Annotated in this window: 17 protein-coding genes; 12 read left to right on the forward strand and 5 right to left on the reverse strand. The window is 65.9% G+C overall.

Annotated elements, in window-relative coordinates:
• Positions 1-5 precede the first annotated feature (5 nt).
• The 4 genes from ACXJJ9_RS13055 (at position 6) to pilH (ending at position 2,460) form a co-directional block, all read left to right on the forward strand.
• On the forward strand, positions 6-599 hold the full coding sequence (locus tag ACXJJ9_RS13055) for an LOG family protein (protein WP_457097585.1): 594 nt from the start codon (positions 6-8) through the stop codon (positions 597-599).
• Positions 600-671: 72 nt separating this feature from the next.
• Positions 672-962 carry a GIY-YIG nuclease family protein gene (locus ACXJJ9_RS13060; RefSeq protein WP_457097586.1) on the forward strand — a complete coding sequence of 97 codons (291 nt, stop codon included), beginning with the start codon at positions 672-674 and terminating at the stop codon, positions 960-962.
• A gap of 81 nt (positions 963-1,043) precedes the next feature.
• The gene (locus ACXJJ9_RS13065; RefSeq protein WP_457097587.1) at positions 1,044-2,036 is read left to right on the forward strand and encodes a YhdH/YhfP family quinone oxidoreductase; all 993 of its coding nucleotides are present in this window, start codon (positions 1,044-1,046) and stop codon (positions 2,034-2,036) included.
• 58 nt (positions 2,037-2,094) lie between these two features.
• Positions 2,095-2,460: a twitching motility response regulator PilH gene (gene pilH / locus ACXJJ9_RS13070; RefSeq protein WP_310052862.1), complete on the forward strand. Its 366-nt coding sequence runs from the start codon at positions 2,095-2,097 to the stop codon at positions 2,458-2,460.
• 50 nt (positions 2,461-2,510) lie between these two features.
• Here the strand turns inward: pilH and ACXJJ9_RS13075 are convergent, their stop codons facing one another.
• Positions 2,511-3,416: a DnaJ C-terminal domain-containing protein gene (locus ACXJJ9_RS13075; protein ID WP_457097588.1), complete on the reverse strand. Its 906-nt coding sequence runs from the start codon at positions 3,414-3,416 to the stop codon at positions 2,511-2,513.
• 169 nt (positions 3,417-3,585) lie between these two features.
• Here ACXJJ9_RS13075 and ACXJJ9_RS13080 point away from each other — a divergent pair, with 169 nt between their 5' ends.
• Positions 3,586-4,074: a redoxin family protein gene (locus ACXJJ9_RS13080; protein WP_457097589.1), complete on the forward strand. Its 489-nt coding sequence runs from the start codon at positions 3,586-3,588 to the stop codon at positions 4,072-4,074.
• A gap of 79 nt (positions 4,075-4,153) precedes the next feature.
• Here ACXJJ9_RS13080 and ACXJJ9_RS13085 read toward each other — a convergent pair whose 3' ends face one another.
• Positions 4,154-4,582, reverse strand: coding sequence for an EF-hand domain-containing protein (locus tag ACXJJ9_RS13085; RefSeq protein ID WP_457097590.1), 429 nt, complete (start codon positions 4,580-4,582; stop codon positions 4,154-4,156).
• A gap of 172 nt (positions 4,583-4,754) precedes the next feature.
• Between ACXJJ9_RS13085 and ACXJJ9_RS13090 the strand changes: the two genes are divergently transcribed.
• Positions 4,755-5,765 (forward strand): methyltransferase, encoded by a 1,011-nt coding sequence (locus tag ACXJJ9_RS13090; RefSeq protein ID WP_457097591.1) that lies wholly within the window; start codon positions 4,755-4,757, stop codon positions 5,763-5,765.
• Between the two features lie 43 nt (positions 5,766-5,808).
• On the opposite strand, the gene ACXJJ9_RS13095 is transcribed toward ACXJJ9_RS13090, so the two are convergent.
• A complete protein-coding gene (locus ACXJJ9_RS13095) occupies positions 5,809-6,735 on the reverse strand; it encodes an NAD(P)/FAD-dependent oxidoreductase (RefSeq protein ID WP_457097592.1) in 927 nt (308 codons plus the stop codon).
• Between the two features lie 182 nt (positions 6,736-6,917).
• Between ACXJJ9_RS13095 and ahr the strand changes: the two genes are divergently transcribed.
• Positions 6,918-7,928, forward strand: a complete 1,011-nt coding sequence (gene ahr / locus ACXJJ9_RS13100) for an NADPH-dependent aldehyde reductase Ahr (RefSeq protein WP_457097593.1) — start codon at positions 6,918-6,920, stop codon at positions 7,926-7,928.
• Positions 7,929-7,971: 43 nt separating this feature from the next.
• Here the strand turns inward: ahr and ACXJJ9_RS13105 are convergent, their stop codons facing one another.
• Positions 7,972-9,513: a phospholipase D-like domain-containing protein gene (locus ACXJJ9_RS13105; RefSeq protein ID WP_457097594.1), complete on the reverse strand. Its 1,542-nt coding sequence runs from the start codon at positions 9,511-9,513 to the stop codon at positions 7,972-7,974.
• Between the two features lie 228 nt (positions 9,514-9,741).
• On the opposite strand from ACXJJ9_RS13105, the gene ACXJJ9_RS13110 reads away from it, so the two are divergent.
• The 4 genes from ACXJJ9_RS13110 to ACXJJ9_RS13125 all read left to right on the forward strand — a co-directional run bounded on the left by ACXJJ9_RS13110 (position 9,742) and on the right by ACXJJ9_RS13125 (position 17,672).
• Positions 9,742-10,374, forward strand: coding sequence for a DUF4136 domain-containing protein (locus tag ACXJJ9_RS13110; protein ID WP_457097595.1), 633 nt, complete (start codon positions 9,742-9,744; stop codon positions 10,372-10,374).
• Positions 10,375-10,515: 141 nt separating this feature from the next.
• Positions 10,516-11,292: a phosphatase PAP2 family protein gene (locus ACXJJ9_RS13115; protein ID WP_457097596.1), complete on the forward strand. Its 777-nt coding sequence runs from the start codon at positions 10,516-10,518 to the stop codon at positions 11,290-11,292.
• Positions 11,293-11,674: 382 nt separating this feature from the next.
• Positions 11,675-17,065: an NEW3 domain-containing protein gene (locus tag ACXJJ9_RS13120; RefSeq protein WP_457097597.1), complete on the forward strand. Its 5,391-nt coding sequence runs from the start codon at positions 11,675-11,677 to the stop codon at positions 17,063-17,065.
• A gap of 178 nt (positions 17,066-17,243) precedes the next feature.
• On the forward strand, positions 17,244-17,672 hold the full coding sequence (locus ACXJJ9_RS13125; protein WP_457097598.1) for a GFA family protein: 429 nt from the start codon (positions 17,244-17,246) through the stop codon (positions 17,670-17,672).
• Between the two features lie 109 nt (positions 17,673-17,781).
• Here ACXJJ9_RS13125 and ACXJJ9_RS13130 read toward each other — a convergent pair whose 3' ends face one another.
• Positions 17,782-18,273 carry an EF-hand domain-containing protein gene (locus tag ACXJJ9_RS13130; RefSeq protein WP_457097599.1) on the reverse strand — a complete coding sequence of 164 codons (492 nt, stop codon included), beginning with the start codon at positions 18,271-18,273 and terminating at the stop codon, positions 17,782-17,784.
• Positions 18,274-18,639: 366 nt separating this feature from the next.
• Between ACXJJ9_RS13130 and ACXJJ9_RS13135 the strand changes: the two genes are divergently transcribed.
• On the forward strand, positions 18,640-20,250 hold the full coding sequence (locus ACXJJ9_RS13135; RefSeq protein WP_457097600.1) for a tryptophan halogenase family protein: 1,611 nt from the start codon (positions 18,640-18,642) through the stop codon (positions 20,248-20,250).
• Positions 20,251-20,292 lie beyond the last annotated feature (42 nt).

Here is a 20,292-nt window from a genome sequence, read left to right on the forward strand (position 1 = left end):
CACACATGCGTTCCGTCTGCGTCTATTGCGGCTCCAATGCCGGCAACAAACCCATCTATGCCGAGCGCGCCATCGCCCTCGGCAATCGCCTCGCGAAAGAAGGCCTGGCGCTCGTCTACGGCGGCGGCAACGTCGGCCTGATGGGCATCGTCGCCGATGCCGTCCTCGAAGCCGGCGGCGAGGTGATCGGTGTGATTCCCGAGCAGCTGGTCGAATGGGAGGTCGCGCACAAGGGCCTTACACGGCTCGAGGTCGTCGCCAACATGCATGAGCGCAAGGCACGCATGTTCGACCTCTCCGACGGCTTCGTCGCCCTGCCCGGCGGTTTCGGCACGCTGGACGAAATGTTCGAAATGCTGACCTGGCGCCAGCTGGGCATCGGCGACAAGCCCTGCGCTTTCCTCGACGTGGACGGCTTCTACGCACCGTTGCTCGCGATGCTGGATCGCATGGTCGAGGAACGCTTCCTCCACGCGGACCAGCGCCGCGACCTGTGGCATGGCGACGACATCGAGACGATGCTCGGCTGGATGCGCGCCTACCGTCCGGCGGATGCGAACAAGTGGATGGACGAGAAGCGGCGCAAGGACCTGCGCTGAGGCTCTTGCGCTCGTCATCCCGGCGCAAGCCGGGATCCAGTGCTTTTGCCGTTGTCATTCAAGGACGAATCAATGAAGGATCCCTGCGTCTACATTCTCGCAAGTCAAAGGAATGGAACTCTGTACATCGGAGTGACTTCGGATCTCGTCAAACGCGTTTACGAACACAAGACCGACGCCGTTGAGGGTTTCACCAGGAAGTATGGCGTCCATACTTTGGTTTGGTACGAGCAGCATCCAACGATGACATCCGCGATCGAACGTGAGAAGGCGCTCAAGGAGTGGAAGCGTACCTGGAAGCTGAAACTGATCGAGAATTCAAATCCAGAATGGCGTGACCTGTATCGGGAAATTCTCGGCTGATACACACCGACCTCGATGCCGGTTGCGACACAATCAAAGGCACTGGATCCCGGCTTGCGCCGGGATGACGAGCAAAAACAAATGCCCACACCCACCACTTTCAACGCCTTCCGCATCCACAACGACGCCAGCGGCTACCGCAGCGGCATCGAGACGATCTCGCTCGCCGATCTCGCCCCCGGCGAAGTCGTCATCAAGACCGCTTACTCCTCGGTCAACTTCAAGGACGCCCTCGCCGGCACTGGCCAGGGAAAGATCCTGCGCAAGTTCCCGCTGGTCGGTGGCATCGATGTTGCAGGACATGTGGTCGCATCGAGCGACCCCGGGTTCAAGGAAGGCGACGCGGTGCTGGTCACCGGCTGCGGCCTGAGCGAGACGCGCGACGGCGGTTACGCGGAATACACTCGCCTCGAGTCGAAGTGGGTCATCCCGTTGCCCGATGGATTGAGCCTGCGCGAGAGCATGATCCTGGGCACCGCCGGCTTCACCGCCGCGCTGGCGTTGTACCGCATGAAGGACAACCGGCAGACGCCGGAACTGGGCCCTCTGGCCGTTACCGGCGCCACCGGTGGCGTGGGCTCGCTGGCGGTGGACATCTTCAGTCGCGCCGGCTTTGAAGTGCATGCCGTGAGCGGCAAACCCGATCACGCGGACTATCTCAAGGAGATCGGTGCCAGCGAGGTATTGCGCCGGGATGCGCTCGGCACCACGCGCCCGATGGAGTCGGCGCGCTTCGGCGGCGGCCTGGACAACGTCGGCGGCAACATGCTCGCCAGCCTGCTGGCGCAGACCGCACCCTATGGCAATGTCGCCAGCGCCGGCCTCGCCGCGAGTGCCGAGCTGCCGACCTCGGTGATGCCGTTCATCATCCGTGGCGTGTCGCTGGTCGGCGTGGCCTCGGCCGGTACCGCGCGCGATATCCGCGAAGCAGTCTGGCAACACCTCGCCACCGACTGGAAGCCGCGTCACCTGGATCGCATCTGCACGCGCGAAATCACGCTGGCGCAACTGCCCGGAGTGTTTGCGACCATGCTCACAGGCGGCTCGTTCGGCCGCACGCTGGTCGCCCTGTAACGGCTTGCGGCGTCATCTGGCCGGGCTACAATCGGTTCATGTTCATGGGGAAAACCTGATGGCCCGCATCCTGATCGTCGACGATTCGCCTTCGCAGCTGATGGGCATCCGCCGCATCGTGGAGAAACTCGGCCACGAAGCGCTCACGGCCGAGGACGGCGCGGCGGGCGTGGAAGTGTGCACGCGCGAACTGCCCGACCTGGTGCTGATGGACGTGGTGATGCCGAACCTCAACGGGTTCCAGGCCACGCGTTCGATCAGCAAGAACCCGGCGACGCAGCACATACCGGTCATCCTGGTAACCACGAAAGACCAGGACACCGACCGCGTCTGGGGCATGCGCCAGGGCGCAAAGGCCTACATCACCAAGCCTTTCAGCGAGAGCGATCTCGCCGACATGATCGTCCAGGTAATGAACAAGTAAGCGGAGAAAGGCGGGCCGAGGCCCGCCTTTCTCATACCCGGGAACCAGGCCTACGCGCGACGCCAGTCGTCGGCGAACGCATCCCGCATCGCCTCGTAGGCCGCACGCTGTTCGGGTGTGTGCACCTTGGGCGCCAGGATTTCCAGCTCCACGATCTGGTCGCCCGGCGGCGTGCCTGGCAGACCGCGGCCGCGCAGCCGCAGCTTGCGGCCGCTTTCGGACTGCTGCGGAATCTTCAGTTCGACCGGACCACCCAGCGTGGCCACGCTGATCGTCGCCCCCAGCGCCGCTTCCCAGGGAGCCACGGGCAGTACGTAGATGATGTTGCGCCCATCGACTTCGAACTGGGGATGCGCCGCGTATTCGATTTCCAGCAGCAGGTCGCCGCGCGAGCCATCGCGCCCCGGGTTGCCTTGCCCGGCAAGGCGGATCACCTGGCCTGGCTTGATGCCTTTCGGGATGCGGATGTCCAGCGTGCGGTTACCCACGCCAATGCGCGCGCTGCTGCCTTCGTAGACCGATTCGAGCGATACCGCGAGCTTGGCCCGCGTGTCCCCGCGCGGCTGTGGCGCCGGGCCACCACCAAATCCCCCCGCGCGCCCGCGGCCGAACAGCTGCTCGAAGAAGTCGCTGAAACCGCCACCGGCCCCGCCACCCGCGAATATCTCATCGAAATCCACGCCGCCGTGGCCCCCGCCAAAACCGCCCGGTGGTGGTTGCACGTCGTCGCCTGGACGATAGCCGCGTGCCCGCAGCTGGTCATAGGCCGCGCGCTTCTGCGGATCGCGCAGCGCCTCATATGCCTCGTTGACGCCCTTGAACTTGTCCTCGGCGCCGGCTTCCTTGCTGACGTCGGGATGGTACTTGCGCGCGAGCCGGCGGTAGGCGCTCTTGATCTCCGCGTCGCCGGCACCGGGCTCCACGCCGAGGATTTCGTAGTAGTCCTTGAATTGCATGTGAGCCTTATCCGGCACTTGGCCCGCGGTGGGGCTCCAGTGAAAAGGTTAGCCGATGGCGGCGGAATCCGTTGTCATGCCTCGCGCGCACGGAGGCCGGGCGCGGCAATTGACGCTTTTTTCCTGTCCGCGGCCTAGACTGGAGGATGACCACTCTCGAGTTCCCCGCATGGCTATCCAGGTAGGCGATCGCATCCCCGAAGTTAATCTGCAGCGAATCCGCAACGGCGTCGAAGTCGTCGATACGCCGACGTTGTTTGACGGCAAGAAAGTGGTGCTGTTCGCCGTCCCGGGTGCGTTCACGCCGACCTGCTCGGAGCGGCACCTTCCCGGCTTCGTGCAGCATTTCGACCAGTTCAATGCACGCGGCATCGACGTGCTGTGCATGTCCGTCAACGATCCATTCGTGATGCAGGCCTGGGGACAGAGCCAGCACGTGCCCGAAGGCTTGTTGATGCTGGCCGATGGCAACGCCGACTTCACCCGCGCGTTGGGGCTCGAACTGGACGCCAGCGGGTACGGCATGGGCATGCGCTCACGCCGTTTCGCGCTGTACGCCGAAGACGCTGTGGTGAAGAAGCTGTTCGTGGAATCGCCTGGCGAGTTCAAGGTGTCGTCGGCGGAATACATGCTCGGAGAGCTGGCGGAACCGGTCTGATTTCCGACGGCGGACCGACGGACACGGACGCCGGCCTGGGCCGCTTCCGCCCCTGGCGACCGGTCCTTGTTCAACCGCGCTACGGCCGTACGTAGGGGACCCCGAAGCCCGACTTCAATTCGGCCAGGTCCAGGTTGCCGTCGGTGTTGCGATCGAGCTGCTGGAACCTTGCCTCGGCGGCGCGACGAAGTTCCTCGTCGCTGATTTCGCCGTTCTCGTTGAGATCCACTTGCCGGATCCGATCGTCCGCAGACGGGGCGCCGTCCCGCTGCGGCCCAAGGACCGCTTCCAGTTCGTCCGCGGTGATCTTGTAGTTGTGGTTGCTGTCCAGCTTCGCGAACAAGGCGGAACTGAGGTATTCGGACTTGTCCACCAGGCCGTTCTTGTTGGTATCGAGCGCCTCGAAGGAGGCGGTTGCGGTGGAAGCAAGGACCTGGGCGACGCAGACGCCTGCCGGAACGGAGCCGCAGACGAGCAGCAGGACGGAGTAGCGGCGAAGGGCGGACATGGCGGGTTCCCGGGCGCGGAGGGCCTGCCTGATCCAACGCCGCCGGTTGGGCAGAACGGACATGACGACCTCACCCGTTCGGGTGGCCGGGCAAAGATGGCCGGCGAAAGATGCGTCAATACCGTCCTCCCGCCTGGCCCCCTTCCATTGCAGTCCGCATCGGAGCACGCCCATGAATGAAGTGCCCTCCCCCGATTCGATCCTCCAGCTTGGCTTCGGATTCTGGGGCTCCAAGACCCTTCTGAGCGCAATCGAACTGGGCGTCTTCACCGAACTCTCCAAGGCGCCGCTTGATGGCAAGGCGTTGGCACAGCGGCTCGGCCTCCACCCGCGCAGCGCGCGGGACTTCTTCGATGCGCTCGTGGCGTTGCGCATGCTCGAACGGATCGGCGATCGCTACTCGAACACCGCCAACGCCGAACTCTTTCTCGACCGCAACAAGCCCTCCTACGTTGGCGGAATACTCGAGATGTGCAACAAGCGGCTGTATCCGTTCTGGGGATCGCTGACGCAGGCGCTGCAGACCGGCGAGCCACAGAACGAAGGCAGGAAGGGAGAGAACTTCTTCGCCGCGCTCTATGCGGACCCCGGCCGGCTGGAGGACTTCCTCAAGGCGATGAGCGGCATCAGCCTGGGCTCGGCGATGGCCATCGCGCAGAAATTCCCGTGGCACGAATACCGGACATTCATCGACGTGGGTTGTGCGCAGGGCGCGGTGCCCGTGCAGCTTGCATTGGCGCACAAACACCTTTCCGGTGGCGGCTTCGATCTGCCGCAGGTGCGTCCGATATTCGAGCAGTACGTCGCGGCGAATGGACTGAGCGAGCGGGTGCGCTTCCATCCGGGCGATTTCTTCAACGATCCCCTGCCCGGCGCGGACGTGCTCATCATGGGACACATCCTGCACGACTGGGATCTCGACGAAAAACGTCGCCTGCTCGCCAAGGCACACGACGCCCTCGCGCCGGGCGGCGCGCTGATCGTCTACGAGGCGCTGATCGACGATGACCGCCGCGAGAACGCGTTCGGCTTGCTGATGAGCCTGAACATGCTGATCGAGACGCCTGGCGGTTTCGATTACACCGGCGCGGACTGCGTGGGCTGGATGCGCGAAGCGGGCTTTCGCGAGGCGCGCGTGGAGCACCTGCTCGGCCCGGATTCGATGGTGATTGGCATCAAGTAGCGGGAATACCTCGGGTTGGCGCTGCAAGACGCGGTCATCCGGATTAATCCCGCAATGCATGCCCCCGCTGCTCACGCAGCCAGTTGTGCGCGCGGGTGGCGGCGATCGCGCCGTGGCCCATGGCCACGCTGATCTGATCCAGGCCCTCGACGATATCGCCGGCGCAATACAGGCCCGGCACCGCCGTACCGAACGGTGAACGGACATCGGTGCACCCGTCCTCGCCCAGCGGCAACTCCAGCATCGCGGCCAGCTCCGTGCGCTGGCGGCAACCGAGCGCGGGATACACCACGTCGAACACCAGCGGCGTGGCTTCGCCTCGCAAGTGCACTTCGAAACGATCCTCGCCCGGTGCGAAGCGCGCCACCGGCTTTTCCAGGACCACGATGCCAGCGTCTGCCAGTTCCACGAGCTGCGCCGATGTCAGCTCGGAGTACCGCATCGGGATCAGGGTCACGTCACGCGTGTACTGGCGCAGGAACAGCGCTTCCGACGCCCCCGATACATCGCAGCCCACCACCGCGACACGCTGGTCGCAGTGCTCGTAGCCGTCGCACACCGGGCAATAGCGCAGCACGTTGGCCCGGACCGCCCGATCGTGCGCCTCCGGTGGCAGCGGCAGCTGGTTGAGGTGCAGGCCGGTGGCCAGGATGAGGGCGTCGCCGGATACCGTATCGCCGTCGGCGACCTCCAGCACGAACGCCTTCGCCTTTCGATGCGCCGCAACTACTTCGGCCTGGCGGATCACGGCGCCATAGCGCTGCGCATGGCGCTCCATGCGCTCGATCAGCGCAACGCCGGCGATGCCCTCGGGAAAGCCTGGCGCGTTGTGGGTACACGGAATGCGCAGGGCCCGCGCCTTGCCGTCGTGCAGCACCAGCACGCGGCGCCGGTAGCGGGCCATGTACAGTGCCGCCGACAATCCTGCCGGACCGGCGCCGACGATCACGCAGTCCCAGACCTCGGCCATCGCCTGCTCCATCGGGAAGTGCGGTCAGGTTGGACCAGGCCTGTTGTCGTTGCCGTGATGGCAACAACGCGGCCACCCTTTCCGAGCACGTGCCTTGCAGGCGGTTGGCAACGAGCAGTTATCACGCTTCGCTAGCGCGCTTACCCGGAGAATTCCCGCGCCTCCAGCATCAGGAACCCGTCATGTCCATGATCCATGCCTGGGCCGCGCGTGCGGCCGGTGCCCGCCTCGAACCCTTTGAATACGATCCCGGCCCGCTCGGCGACGAGCAGGTCGAAATCGCGATCGAACACTGCGGCATCTGCCATTCCGATCTGTCGATGCTCGACGACGAATGGGGCATGACCGTGTATCCGTTCGTGCCGGGACATGAAGGCATCGGCCGGGTGGTGGCGTGTGGGCCACAGGCACTGGGGTTATCGGTCGGCCAGCGCGTCGGCATCGGCTGGAATGCGCACAGCTGCCTGCACTGCGCGGAATGCATCGCCGGTCGCCAGCACCTGTGCGCGCAGGTCCAGGGCACGATCACCGGACGCCATGGCGCGTTCGCCGATCGCGTGCGTTGCCACTGGGTGTGGGCCGTGCCGCTACCCGATGCGCTGTCCGCGGCGGACAGCGGTCCGTTGCTGTGCGGCGGCATCACCGTGTACTCCCCACTCGAACTGCACGGCATCCGTCCGACCGATCGCGTCGGTGTCATCGGCATCGGTGGCCTGGGACACATGGCGCTCAAGTTCTGCCATGCCTGGGGCTGCGAGGTCACCGCCTTCACGTCCAGCGCCAGCAAGGAGGAAGAGGCACGCGCTTTCGGCGCGCACCGCGTGGTTTCCAGCCGCGATACGGCGGCGATCAAGGCGTTGGCCGGGACGTTCGACCTCATCCTCGACACCGTCAACGTGACGCTCGACTGGAACGCGCTGCTCGCCGCGCTCGCGCCCGGTGGCCGCCTGCATGTGGTCGGCGCCGCCCTCGAGCCGATCCCGATCCCGGCCTTTACCCTGATCTCTGGACAGAAGAGCGTTTCCGGTTCGCCGACCGGCTCGCGGGGCAGCATCGACACGATGCTCGCCTTCGCCGCTCGCCATCAGATCGCGCCGCAGACGGAACACTTCCCGATGAGCAAGGTCAACGACGCCATGGATCACCTGCGCGCAGGCAAGGCCCGTTATCGGATCGTGCTGGATGCCGGCTGAGGGCGGAGCGGGAGCTGCGGCGGCAGATCGCCGACGCGGAGCTTCACAACTGCGACTGCAGCGGGAGCCAACTGGCCAGCCATGCCTGCAGGCGGCGGCTGGCGCGGGCCTGCGGATCGCGGGTCCAGGTGGCCTGGCCGTCGCTCCAGCGCAATCGGCCATCCATCTGTTGCACCTGCCATGCGTGCTCCCCCCCGAGATGCTCGTCGAAGATGAGCGTGAGCTCCCGCGCCAGGTCCGGGTTGGCGATCAACACGCCCTGCTCGGTATTGATCGCCGTCGAACGCGGATCAAGGTTGTAGGACCCGATGAACACGTGGCTGTCATCTATCACCATCGCCTTGGTGTGCAGGCTGGAACCGGACGAGCCGCGCAGGCTGAACTGTGACGGAGCCACGCCGCTGTCGGGCTTGAGCTCCCACAACCGCACGCCGCCGGCAAGCAGGTCATCGCGGTAGCGCGCATAGCCACCGTGCACGGCGGCAACGTCGGTGGCGGCCAGCGAGTTGGTCAGGATGCGCACGTCGATGCCGTCGCCGGCCCTCGCGACAAGGAAGTCGGTACCGGTGCGGCCCGGCACGAAGTACGGCGAGATCACGTTGAGCGTTTGCCGTGCGGCCTGCATCGCGGGCAACAATGTCGCCAGTACCAATGAACGCTGCCCCGGGGCGCCGCTGTCTTCCAGTTTGAGCGGATCGTCGCTCGCGAAGGACCAACGTTCGCTCCAGTGCAGCGAACCCTCGTTGGCCAACAGCCGCTGCACGGCCGGGTCCTCGCGCAGTACTTCGGCGTAGCGGCTGGCGGCCAGTTCGGCCGGCACCGCATCCAGCAGCACGCGCAGCCGGGCCAGTGCCTCGGGCGTGGCCGGACCGGCATTCACCAGGGCGATGGGGTAGTTGCTGGTCGCGTTCCAGAATCGATCGAAGGCGGCGCTGACCTCGCGCACCACCGGTCCCACCATCAGCACGTCGAGGTCGACGAAATTGCCGTTCTCGTCAGCGCCGAAATATTCGTTGCCGAGGTTGCGGCCGCCGACCAGGGCGACGCGGTTGTCGACGATCCAGCTCTTGTTGTGCATGCGGTGGTTGAGCCGGCGGAAACCGGTACCGAACTCACCGAGGCGGCGCAACCCGCCGCTGCGGCTGGCGAAGGGATTGAACAGCCGCACCTCGATGTTGGGATGGGCATCGAGCGCGGCAAAGCCGGCATTCTTGGCGCGCGCATCCAGGTCGTCGATGAGGATGCGCACCTGCACGCCGCGGTCGGCGGCAGCCAGCGCACGCTGCGCAAGCATCTTGCCGGTCATGTCGGCGTGCCAGATGTAGGTCTGGATATCGAGGCTGCGGGCGGCGACCTGGGCGCTGTACATGCGCGCGGCATAGGCCTCCGTTCCGTTACTGACCAGGCGGAAGCCCGATTGTCCGGCGTGCTGGGCCTCCGCTGGAGTCGTACGTCGCGCAAGTTCGCCATCGCTGGCCGGCGGCAATGCGAATGCCTCGGCCAGCGGCGGCCGCGGCGGCAAGGAGCTGCAGGCGGCGAGCAACAGCAGGCAGGCGGTTACGAAAAACCGGACCTTGCGCGTCATGTGTTGCGCCCCGTGTGTGTGCGGCTGCACGGATGGTACAGCGCAGCAGGCTGCCCAGCTTTCGGCGGCGGGCGCACGCCCTCCCCGGCCGCATGCCGCAACGCCTGCGGGACCGTCAACCGTTCGCGAGTGGGCCGGGCATCCTGCGAAAGCGCGTTCTCTCACATGGCAGTAATGCCGCGGAACCCAAAGTTGGGCTCTTCATTTGTGTGGCCACCAAGGAATGCCATGAGGACCATCGCTCTCGCTGTTGCCTGCTGCGCCATGATGCTGGTCGTCGCACACGATGCCGCCGCGCGCGAGCGCAACGAGCCTGTGGCACAGGTCGAGGTCTCGAAGCCGGCGACCTCCCTGCCGGGTACGCGCTATGCGTGGGTCGAGATGCCGGCACAACTGGCCGTGGAATTCGACAAGCGCGTACAGGATCCGAAGCTGCGCACGCGTCTGCAGGCGGCTCTCGACAAAGCGCTGCAAGGCAAAGGGTATCGGCGGGTCGACAGCACCCAGCAGGCCGACATCTTCGTTGCGTATCGCGTCGGCGTGCGCGACGTGCAGCAGGCCACCGTTCGCGACACCGGCCTGCAGAGCGCACGCGAAACGGCCATCGGCTGCGGTGGCGGCGGCTGCTCCCAGATCGTGACGCAGGGACCCAATGGCGTGCCAACGATCAAGATCGACACGGTGGACTTCGTCGAGGGCGGCCTGTTGTTCGAAGTACTGGAGCCGGGCCAGATCCGCGTGCTGTGGCGCGCCCTCTACCGGGGTTCCGTCCGCGCGAAGGGCGCCGCACCGATCAACCTGGATACCGTCGCCAGCAAGACCCTGGCCGCGCTGCCCAAGGCGGGCGCGCCGCGCCCGTGAAGACCACATATATCGGGGGCTGACCCGCGCATGGCGGTTGCGGGGGCTGCTTCGCTCCGTAACGCCCCCCCGTTCGGGTGACATGCCGGCCCTGCCGGCTCCGACATTATTCCGACAAATCCCCCGTGAGCGGCCTGCGTCATGCAGCCACCTCATCCCCATGGCCTCGGCGGGCTTGCGCGCATCCCGGCACGACACGCGCCTGATCGCTCCTTCGCACGCCATCTGGCGTGGCCGTTGCTGGCGTTCGGGCTGGCAACCACCGCGCTCGCTCTCTTCGATGGCGATCGCCAGTGGGCCGATCGGTTGTATGCATGGCAAGGCTACGCATGGACGCTGAGGTCTTCCTTCGTGGCGGACACGCTGGTCCATGACGGCGGCCATCTGCTCAGCCTCGCCTCGTGGGTGATGGTGCTGCTCATATGGATCGCCTCGCTGGCGCACGCGCGCCTGGTGCCATGGCGCAGGCCACTGGCTTACCTGCTCCTGGCCACGGCGGCCGCGGCCCTGTTGGTGGGCTGGATGAAATCGTGGACCGACATGGATTGCCCCTGGGACATCCTGGGATATGGCGGAACCCGCCCGTACCACGGCCTGTTCGCACCGCGCTCCGGTCCTCGCGGTGCGTGCTTCCCGGCCGCCCACGCCAGCGCCGGATACTGCTGGATGGCGCTGTACTTCTTCTTCATGGCCACGCGTCCGCATCTTCGCTGGTTCGGCCTGGGCGTGGGGCTCGCGCTCGGCCTGCTACTCGGCATGACCCAGCAACTGCGCGGCGCGCACTTCCTCTCGCACGACCTCTGGTCACTCATGCTGTGCTGGCTCACGGCGCTGGGGCTGTACGCAGTGATGCTCAGAGGCAAGGAAGTGGAATCGGAACGCGGGACGGCCAGTCAACCTTCGCATTCGATCAGATAGTGCGCGCCTGCGGCATCGACCAGACACGATCTCGAACTGCACCCAGGAAACGTTCGCACTGAAGATGTGTCCTCCGTGGCACCGCGAGTCCAGAACGGTCCAGCTTGAGCTACCTGCGGAACACACTGGCCGATGTCGGCCAGCTTCAGAAAAACAGTTCCTGCGACTCACCGAGCCGGAAAGTGCTCGGCGTGCAAGATTACATTTTTTCCGACCAACGGCGCTGTGCCGCGATTTCGCGCGGTTGAAGCCGTTTTCCGGTTAATCACGCACAACATCGCACCCCCCTACGGGGAATTTGCATGCAGTGCAGTCCTCTTCAACATTGCCGGGGGTGCCGACCAACCACTTTCAGGGGGAACAACGCATAAGGGACTGCGACATGCCCTGCAGCCACCGCGTACTGTCGATCCTGCGCGCCCGCTGCAAGGCAAAGCGATCCCTTCCGTTGCTGTTCTGCATCTTGTTGTTGGCAGTAGGGATGCCGGCGTCGCAACTGGCACGTGCAGACACGTTCTATGTGCGCGTGGACGGCGGCGATGCCATCCAATGCACGGGCCGAAGCGATGCGCCGTATCCCGGTAGCGGCACCGGCCAGGCGTGCGCGTGGAAGCATCCATTCCATGCGCTGGCACCCGACGGCACGCGGCGCATCGCGGGGGGCGACACCCTCTTCATCGGCAGCGGCAGCTACGTAATCGGCCAGGGTGCGCCGGGGGCCGGCAACTGCCTTCCGGCCAACTGTTCGATGGCTTCGATACCGACCGGAAGCGGCGCCAACAGGACGCGCATCCTCGGCAATGCCAGCAATCCGCCGCGGCTGTTGGGCACGCTCGGCGTTACCCGCATTCTCAGTCTGGATGGCAGCTCCAACGTCGAGGTCGGTTATCTGGAAATAACCGACCAGGACGACTGCGTCTACAGCCACAGCAACGCGGCGGCCAAATGCCCCGCGGTCGGAAGCGGCAACTGGGGCAAGTACGGGGTGTATGCGCATGCATCGAGCAACGTCTGGTTGCACGACCTCGATATCCATGGCCTGGGACACACCGGGCTATGGGCCGGTGGGCTTACCGATTGGACCATCGAGCGCGTCAAGCTAAATCGGAATGGACGTGCGGGCTGGGACGCCAACACGCCCGCCCCCGCCTCCAACTCGGGCGCGATCACGCTGCGCGACATGGAGATCGGCTGGAACGGTTGCGGTGAGCGCTGGCAGACCGGCGCGGCATGGGCCTGCTGGGCACAACAGGCCGGCGGCTATGGCGACGGATTCGGCACGGTCACCACCGGCGGCCAGTGGCTTATCGAAGATGTCTTCGTGCACCACAACACTTCGGACGGCCTCGACCTGCGCTTCCTGGATGGCGCCGACAGCACGCGCACCACGATGCGCCGCATCTACGCGGTGGGAAACGCGGGAAACCAGGTCAAGGTCAGGGGAAACGCAACGATCGAGAACTCGGTACTGATCGGCAACTGCGGCTACTTCAAGGACCAGTTCTTCATGCTGGCAGGCGACTGCTGCCGCTCCGATGGCACGACATTGATGCTTGTGTTCACCTCCAACGACAGCGTGATCGTCCGCCACAACACCATCACCGGCGAAGGATATTCGCTGGTCGGCGCCGCCGAAGGCGATGCCAGCGCTCATGCACTGATCCAGAACAATGCGCTGATCGGATTTCCCTGGTTCCTCAAACCTGCGGACCTGTCCAGGGTCCAGGGCGGAACCTCACCCGCGATCACCACCCACGCAGGCAATCTGGTCTGGAACGTCTATGCCAGTGCGTGTCCTGGCGACAGCATCTGCAACCAGGACCCCAAGCTGACCCGCATGGCCCTGGCCACGTTCGACGCGGAACCACTCGCGGGCTCGCCCCTCGTCGACAAGGTCACGCCGCTCGCCGATCTCACTACCGACTTCGTGCTCAATCCGCGCCCGCGCGGTGCGGCGAGCGACATCGGCGCGTATGAGATACAGGCTGCAAGTGCTTGCGTTCGGGGCGCGCCAGCGATCGACCTGAGTGGTGGCAGCAACGCGGTATCGGCCGGCGATGCCGTCACCTACACGCTCACGCTGACCAACAACGACAGCGCCGCCTGCACCGCGACCAGTTTCAGCCTGGGCGATTCGGTGCCGAGCGGCTGGACCGGGTCGCTCGGCACCACGAGCCTGAATCTCGCACCGGGCGCAAGCGGCAGCACCACGCTCACCATCACTTCGACCGCGAATGCCACGGCGGGCGCTTACGTCATCGGCGCTGATGCGAGCAGCGGCGTCGGCGCCGTGCATACCGCCAGCGCTACGGCAACCTACACAGTGGCCACGCCGACGCCGGTATGCACGCGTGCCGCCCCGACGATCGGCCTGAACGGCCCCACTTCCTCCGTGCCGGCGGGCAGTACCGTCACCTACACGCTGGCGGTCACCAACAACGACAGCGCGGCCTGTCCCACCACCAGTTTCAGCCTGGCCAGATCGGTTCCGAGCGGGTGGACCGGGACACTTGGCGACGCAAGCTTCAATCTCGGGCCGGGAACCAATGCCACCACCACGCTCAGTGTGACCTCGGATGTCGACGCCACCCCCGGCAACTACACCATCGGCGCGGGGGTGAGCAGCAGCGTCGGTGCCGTACACACCGCCAGCAGCTCCGCATCCTATGCAGTCGCCGCGCCGACGCCGGTATGCACACGCGCCGCCCCGACGATCGACCTGAGCGGCTCCACTTCCTCCGTGCCGGCGGGAAGTGCCGTCACCTACACGCTGGCTGTGACCAACAACGATAGTGCGGCCTGCCCCACCACGAATTTCAACCTGGCCAGATCGGTTCCGAACGGATGGAGCGGCACGCTCGACAATGCGAGCTTGAACCTGGCGCCAGGCGCCACTGGCAGCACGACGCTCGACGTTACGTCTGACGCCAACGCAACTGCAGGCACCTACAGCATCGGCGCCGGGGTGAGCAGCAGCGTTGGTGCCGTTCATACCGCCAGCAGCACGGCGTCCTACACAGTGGCCGCGCCGACGCCGGTATGCACACGTGCCGCGCCGACGATCGAACTGAGCGGCTCCGCTTCCTCCGTACCGGCGGGCAGCGCCATCAGCTACACGCTTGCGCTCACCAACAACGACAGCGATGCGTGCACCACCACCAGTTTCAGCCTCGCAAGGTCGGTTCCCAGTGGCTGGACCGGCACTCTCACCGCGACGAACCTCAGCTTGGCGCCGGGCGCCAGCGCGACTACCACCCTCGACGTGACCTCGGACGCCGACGCCGCCCCTGGCGGTTACACCATCGGTGCCGGGGTGAGCAGCAACGTCGGTGCGGTGCATACCGCCAACGCCAGCGCGATCTTCACTGTCACCGCGCCGCCGCCTGTGTGCACGCGGGCCGCACCGACCATCGGTCTCAGCGGCGCCACCGCCGCGGTACCGGCCGGCAGCACCGTCACCTACACGCTGGATGTCAGCAACAACGACAGCAGCGCATGCGCCGCGACAACGTTCAACCTTGCCGGCTCGGTTCCCAATGGATGGTCCGATACGCTCGGTAATGCCAGTTTGAATCTGGCGCCAGGCGCCAGCGGCAGCACTACGCTGAGCGTGACCTCCGCCACCAATGCGACTGCCGGCGGCTACACCATCGGCGTCAGCGCCAGCAGCAACGTCGGTGCCGCGCATGACGCCAGCACCACCGTGACCTACACGGTCTCGACCCCGCCACCGGTGTGCACGCGCGCCGCGCCGACCATCGGTCTCAGCGGCCCCACCGCCGCGGTACCGGCCGGCAGCGCCGTCACTTACACGCTGGATGTCAGCAACAACGACAGCAGTGCGTGCACCGCGACAACGTTCAACCTGGCCGATTCGGTTCCAAGTGGATGGTCCGATACGCTCGGCAATGCCAGTTTGAATCTGGCGCCGGGCGCCAGCGGCAGCACTACGCTGAGCGTGACCTCCGCCACCAATGCGACTGCCGGCGGCTACACCATCGGCGTCAGCGCCAGCAGCAACGTCGGTGCCGCGCATGACGCCACTGCGACAACCACCTACACGGTCTCGACACCGCCCCCGGTATGCACGCGCGCCGCGCCGACCATCGGTCTCAGCGGTTCCACCGCCTCGGTGCGGGCCGGCAGCCTCGTCACCTACACGCTCGCGCTCACCAACAACGACAGCAGCGCATGCACCACGACCAGCTTCAATCTCGCCAGGGCGATTCCGAGCGGGTGGACCGGCACACTCGGAACCACCAGCCTGAGCCTTGCTCCAGGCGCCAGCGGCAGCACGACGCTGAGCGTGACCTCCGCCACCAACGCCACCGCGGGCGGCTACGCCATCGGCGCGAGTGCCGGCAGCAGCGTCGGTGCCGCGCATGACGCCACTGCGACAACCACCTACACGGTCTCGACCCCGCCCCCGGTATGCACGCGCGCCGCGCCAACCATCGGTCTCAGCGGATCCGCCGCCGCGGTGCCGGCCGGCAGCCTCGTCACCTACACGCTCGCGCTTACCAACAACGACAGCAGCGCATGCACCACGACCAGCTTCAACCTCGCCAGGACGATTCCGAGCGGCTGGAGCGGCACGCTCGGCACCGCCAGTCTGAACCTTGCACCGGGCGCCAGCGGCAGCACCACGCTCAGCGTGACCTCCGCCACCAGCGCGACCGCCGGCGGCTACACCATCGGCGCCAGCGCCAGCAGCAGCGTCGGTGCCGCGCACAATGCCAGCACCACCATGACGTACACGGTCTCGACCCCGCCACCGGTGTGCACACGCGCCGCGCCGACCATTGGTCTCAGCGGCTCCACCGCCGCAGTGCCGGCCGGCAGCCTCGTCACCTACACGCTCGCGCTTACCAACAACGACAGCAGCGCATGCACCACGACCAGCTTCAACCTCGCCAGGACGATTCCGAGCGGCTGGAGCGGCACGCTCGGCACCGCCAGCCTGAACCTCGCACCTGGCGCCAGCGGCAGCACCACGCTCAGCGTGACCTCCGCCACCAACGCGACCGCCGGCGGCTACAGCATCGGCGCCAGCGCCAGCAGCAGCGTCGGCGCCGCGCACAATGCCAGCACCACCATGACGTACACGGTCTCGACCCCGCCACCGGTGTGCACACGCGCCGCGCCGACCATCGGCCTCAGCGGATCCACCGCCGCGGTGCCGGCCGGCAGCCTCGTCACCTACACGCTCGCGCTCACCAGCAACGACAGCAGCGCATGCAGCACGACCAGCTTCAATCTCGCCAGGACGATTCCGAGCGGGTGGACCGGCACGCTCGGAACCACCGGCCTGAGCCTAGCTCCAGGCGCCAGCGGCAGCACCACGCTCAGCGTGACCTCCGCCACCAGCGCGACCGCGGGGGGCTACACCATTGGCGCCAGTGCCAGCAGCAGCGTCGGCGCAGCGCACAATGCCAGCACGACAACCACGTACACCGTTGCCGCGCCGACCTTCAACCTGCAGACCGACACGAGCACCGACAAAGCGACCTATCTGCGCGGCGAACTTGTCCGGATCAATGCACTCGTACGCAACAACGGCACTCCGGTCAGCGGCGCGACGGTGACCTTCACCATCATCCGGCCTGTTGGCGGCAACGTCGTCCAGACCGCGGTCAGCGGCAGCGATGGTTTCGCCCGTACGACCTATCGCCTGAACAAGTCCAAGACCGCAGCAGGCCAATACCGGGCGCAGGCCAGCTGGAGCCTGGGAGGCGCGACCAGTTCCGGCACTGCGACATTCGTCGTCCAATAACGGAGGGACATGCCTGCGAGGACGTCCGGCAACCAAGCGCAATCAATTACTTCCGCGCATATGTCGCCACGCTGGATTAGTTCTGCCCGTGATTGCCCTGCACGCGACGGCCTGCGGCGGCCGCCGCTGACGTTCAACCAGAGGCGTGTTCCCACCCCAGCTTCATGAGGAGTACTCCATGAGCGACCTGCATTCCGGCACCTGCTTCTGCGGCGCCGTGGAAGTCCAAGTCACCGGCGCGCCCGAGGCGATGGGCTACTGCCACTGCGCCTCCTGCCGCTCCTGGTCGGCGGGTCCGGTGAATGCCTTCACTTTGTGGAAGCCTGAAAACGTGAAGGTCACCCGCGGCGAGGAGCGCATCGGCCATTTCAGGAAGACCGACATGAGCGATCGCCAGTTCTGCACGCAGTGCGGCGGGCACCTCATGACCAACCACCCGCCGCTCGGCCTCATCGACGTCTATGCCGCGACCATTCCCAGCGTCGACTTCAAACCCGGCGTGCACGTGAACTACGCAGAGACCGTGCTGCCCATGAAGGACGGCTTGCCGAAACTGAAGGACTTCCCCTCCGAATTCGGCGGTTCCGGAGAGGCGATACCGGAGTAGCAGCACGACTCCGCGAAGCGACGCGCTGCGGAGCTCCCATCAAGCGAAAGGCCCGCCTGGGAGAAGCGGGCCTTTCGCGTGCAACATGGATCCATCGTTCGCTCTTGCGTCAGCCCCCCTTGGGCGGCGTCTTGCCGCGCTGCGCGTCGACTTCGGCCCGCGACAGCGTTCCGTTGCCGTCCTTGTCGGCTGCGGAGAAACTCTGCAGCAGCGGATTGGTATCCGTCAGCTCGTCGCGGGAGATGACACCGTCGTGGTTGGTGTCGAGATCGTCGAACGAGGTGGTCGCATCGGCGGTCGTCTTGGTGGTGCCGGTCATGCCAGTCGTCGGCGCCGGCGGTGTCGTCATCGATTGAGTGCCCGCGACGCTGCTCGTATCGGTTGCCGCGGTATTGGTGCCTTCAATGGCGGGCGGCGGGCTCGTCGCTGGCGTGGCCATTGGCGCCGTTGTGGAGGGCGCGGTCGTTTCCGGCGTGGTGCTGGCGGTGGTGGCCGGCTCGTTCTTGTCCGTGGACGCGGCCTTGTCACTGCGATTGCAGCCTCCCGCGAACGTCGCGACCGTCAGCGCAATGGCGAGTATCGAAAGCTTGCTCGGTTTCATGGGGTCTTCCTGTTGAGAGTCAGCGCGTCTTGCAGGCGCAAACCTCGCAGCCCCCATGTAAACGAACAGTGAGACTTCCGGAGCAAAACGTATCGAAAAAGTAATGGCTGCCTTCATCTCCATGAGCGGGAGGGAAATATCGTTCCGCAGGCGCCTGGGGCGGCCCTCCCGGCAACGCCGCGTTTATCCATCAGCGCGGAAAACCGCCGATCGCAACCGGTCTTTTCCAGGAGTGCCCAGCCCACCGACGCCGCCGACCCAGGGCGGTTCATCCCGCGCGCCCGGTTACCAGACGGCAGCGTGTGGACGCGCCACAACCTACGCGCGCCGACTCGGCAATCCGCAACGCATCCGTTACGCTGGGCCATGACTACCAACCTGCCCCGAATCGATACGGACTTTGCCGCCCAGGGCACCGTCCTGCCGCGTGATGCCGAGCCGCCGGTCAAACACATCTGTGTCGTCGGCGGCGGCACCGCGGGTTGGATGACCGCGCTGCAACTGGCGAACTCGGCCTACGGGCGGCGCCTGCAGGTGACGGTGATCGAATCGCCCCAGGTCGGCACCATCGGGGTCGGCGAAGGCTCCACGCCGTGGCTGCGTGGCTTCTTCGAGGGCCTGGGTATCGAGGAAGCCGAATGGATGCCGGAGTGCAACGCCACCTACAAGGCGGGCATCAGATTCGACGGCTGGTCGACCCGGCCGGGGTTCGAGAGCTATTTCCATCCGTTCGCGTCGATGCTCGACAACCTGACCATGACCCAGTTCGTGCAGAACGTGCATGCACGACTGGACGGCGCCGACGTCCATGCCCACCCCGACCGGTTCTTCATTGCCCGCCGGCTGGCGGACGAATGCCGGGCTCCCAAGCCCCAGCGCAGCTTTCCGTTCGACGTCGCCTACGGCTACCACTTCGACGCCGGACTGCTAGGGGCGTTCCTGCACCGCAAGGCGCTCGAACGCGGAGTGCACCACGTGCCGCGCCACGTGCAATCGGTATTGCAGGACGAACATGGCCAGATCACCGGCCTGCGACTCGAAGGCGATGAAACGCTGGCAGCCGACTTCTTCGTCGACTGCACTGGCTTCGCATCGCTGTTGATCGGCAAGGCCCTGGGCACGCCGTTCGTGCCGTTCGCCGAAAACCTCTTCAACGATGCGGCGGTCGCCATGCCCACGCCGATCGACGGGCCGATCATGACGCAGACGGTCTCCACCGCGATGGACCACGGCTGGGCATGGAAAATCCCCCTGACCGAGCGCTACGGCAACGGCTACGTCTACAGCACGCGCTTCTGCTCGGCCGACCAGGCCGAAACCGAGTTGCGCACCCGCCTGGGGCTGCTCGACGCCGACACGCCTGCGCGACACCTGAAGATGCGCGTCGGCCGCGTCACCCACGCCTGGAACCGCAACTGCGTGGCCAATGGCCTGGCCCAAGGGTTCATCGAACCACTTGAGGCCACGGCCCTGCTGTTCGTGCAACGGACCGCGACCATGCTGGTGTCGGTGCTCGAGAAAGGCGACATGGGCGAGGACGCGCGACGCGCGTTCAACGACACCATCAACGGCCAGTTCGAGGGCACCCGCGACTACATCGTCTGCCACTACAAGACCAACAGCCGTACCGACACCGAGTACTGGCGTGCCAATGCCGCCAACACCCATCTGTCCGAGCCGCTGGTGCAGTTGCTGCGCACCTGGCTGGACCGCAAGCCGATCATCCCCGGACTGAAAAGCAATGCTTTCGGCCGCGCCTATCCGATCGTGTCGTGGTACTGCCTGCTGGCCGGCATGGGCATCTTCCCCGATGCCAAGGAGCTCCGTGCGCCAACGCCCAAGGAAGCGCAGCACAACCTGGCCGCGCTGGACAACATGATCGAACGCAGCGCGATGAACTACCCCGATCACCGCACTCTGCTGCAGGAGATTCCGGCGCGGGTGCACGAGGAGACGCTGCAGCTGTATCTGTGGTGAGTGGCCCCCTGCAGCGATGTCCATCGATGGATCATGTCGATG

The organism is Lysobacter sp. P5_B9 (assembly GCF_054049835.1).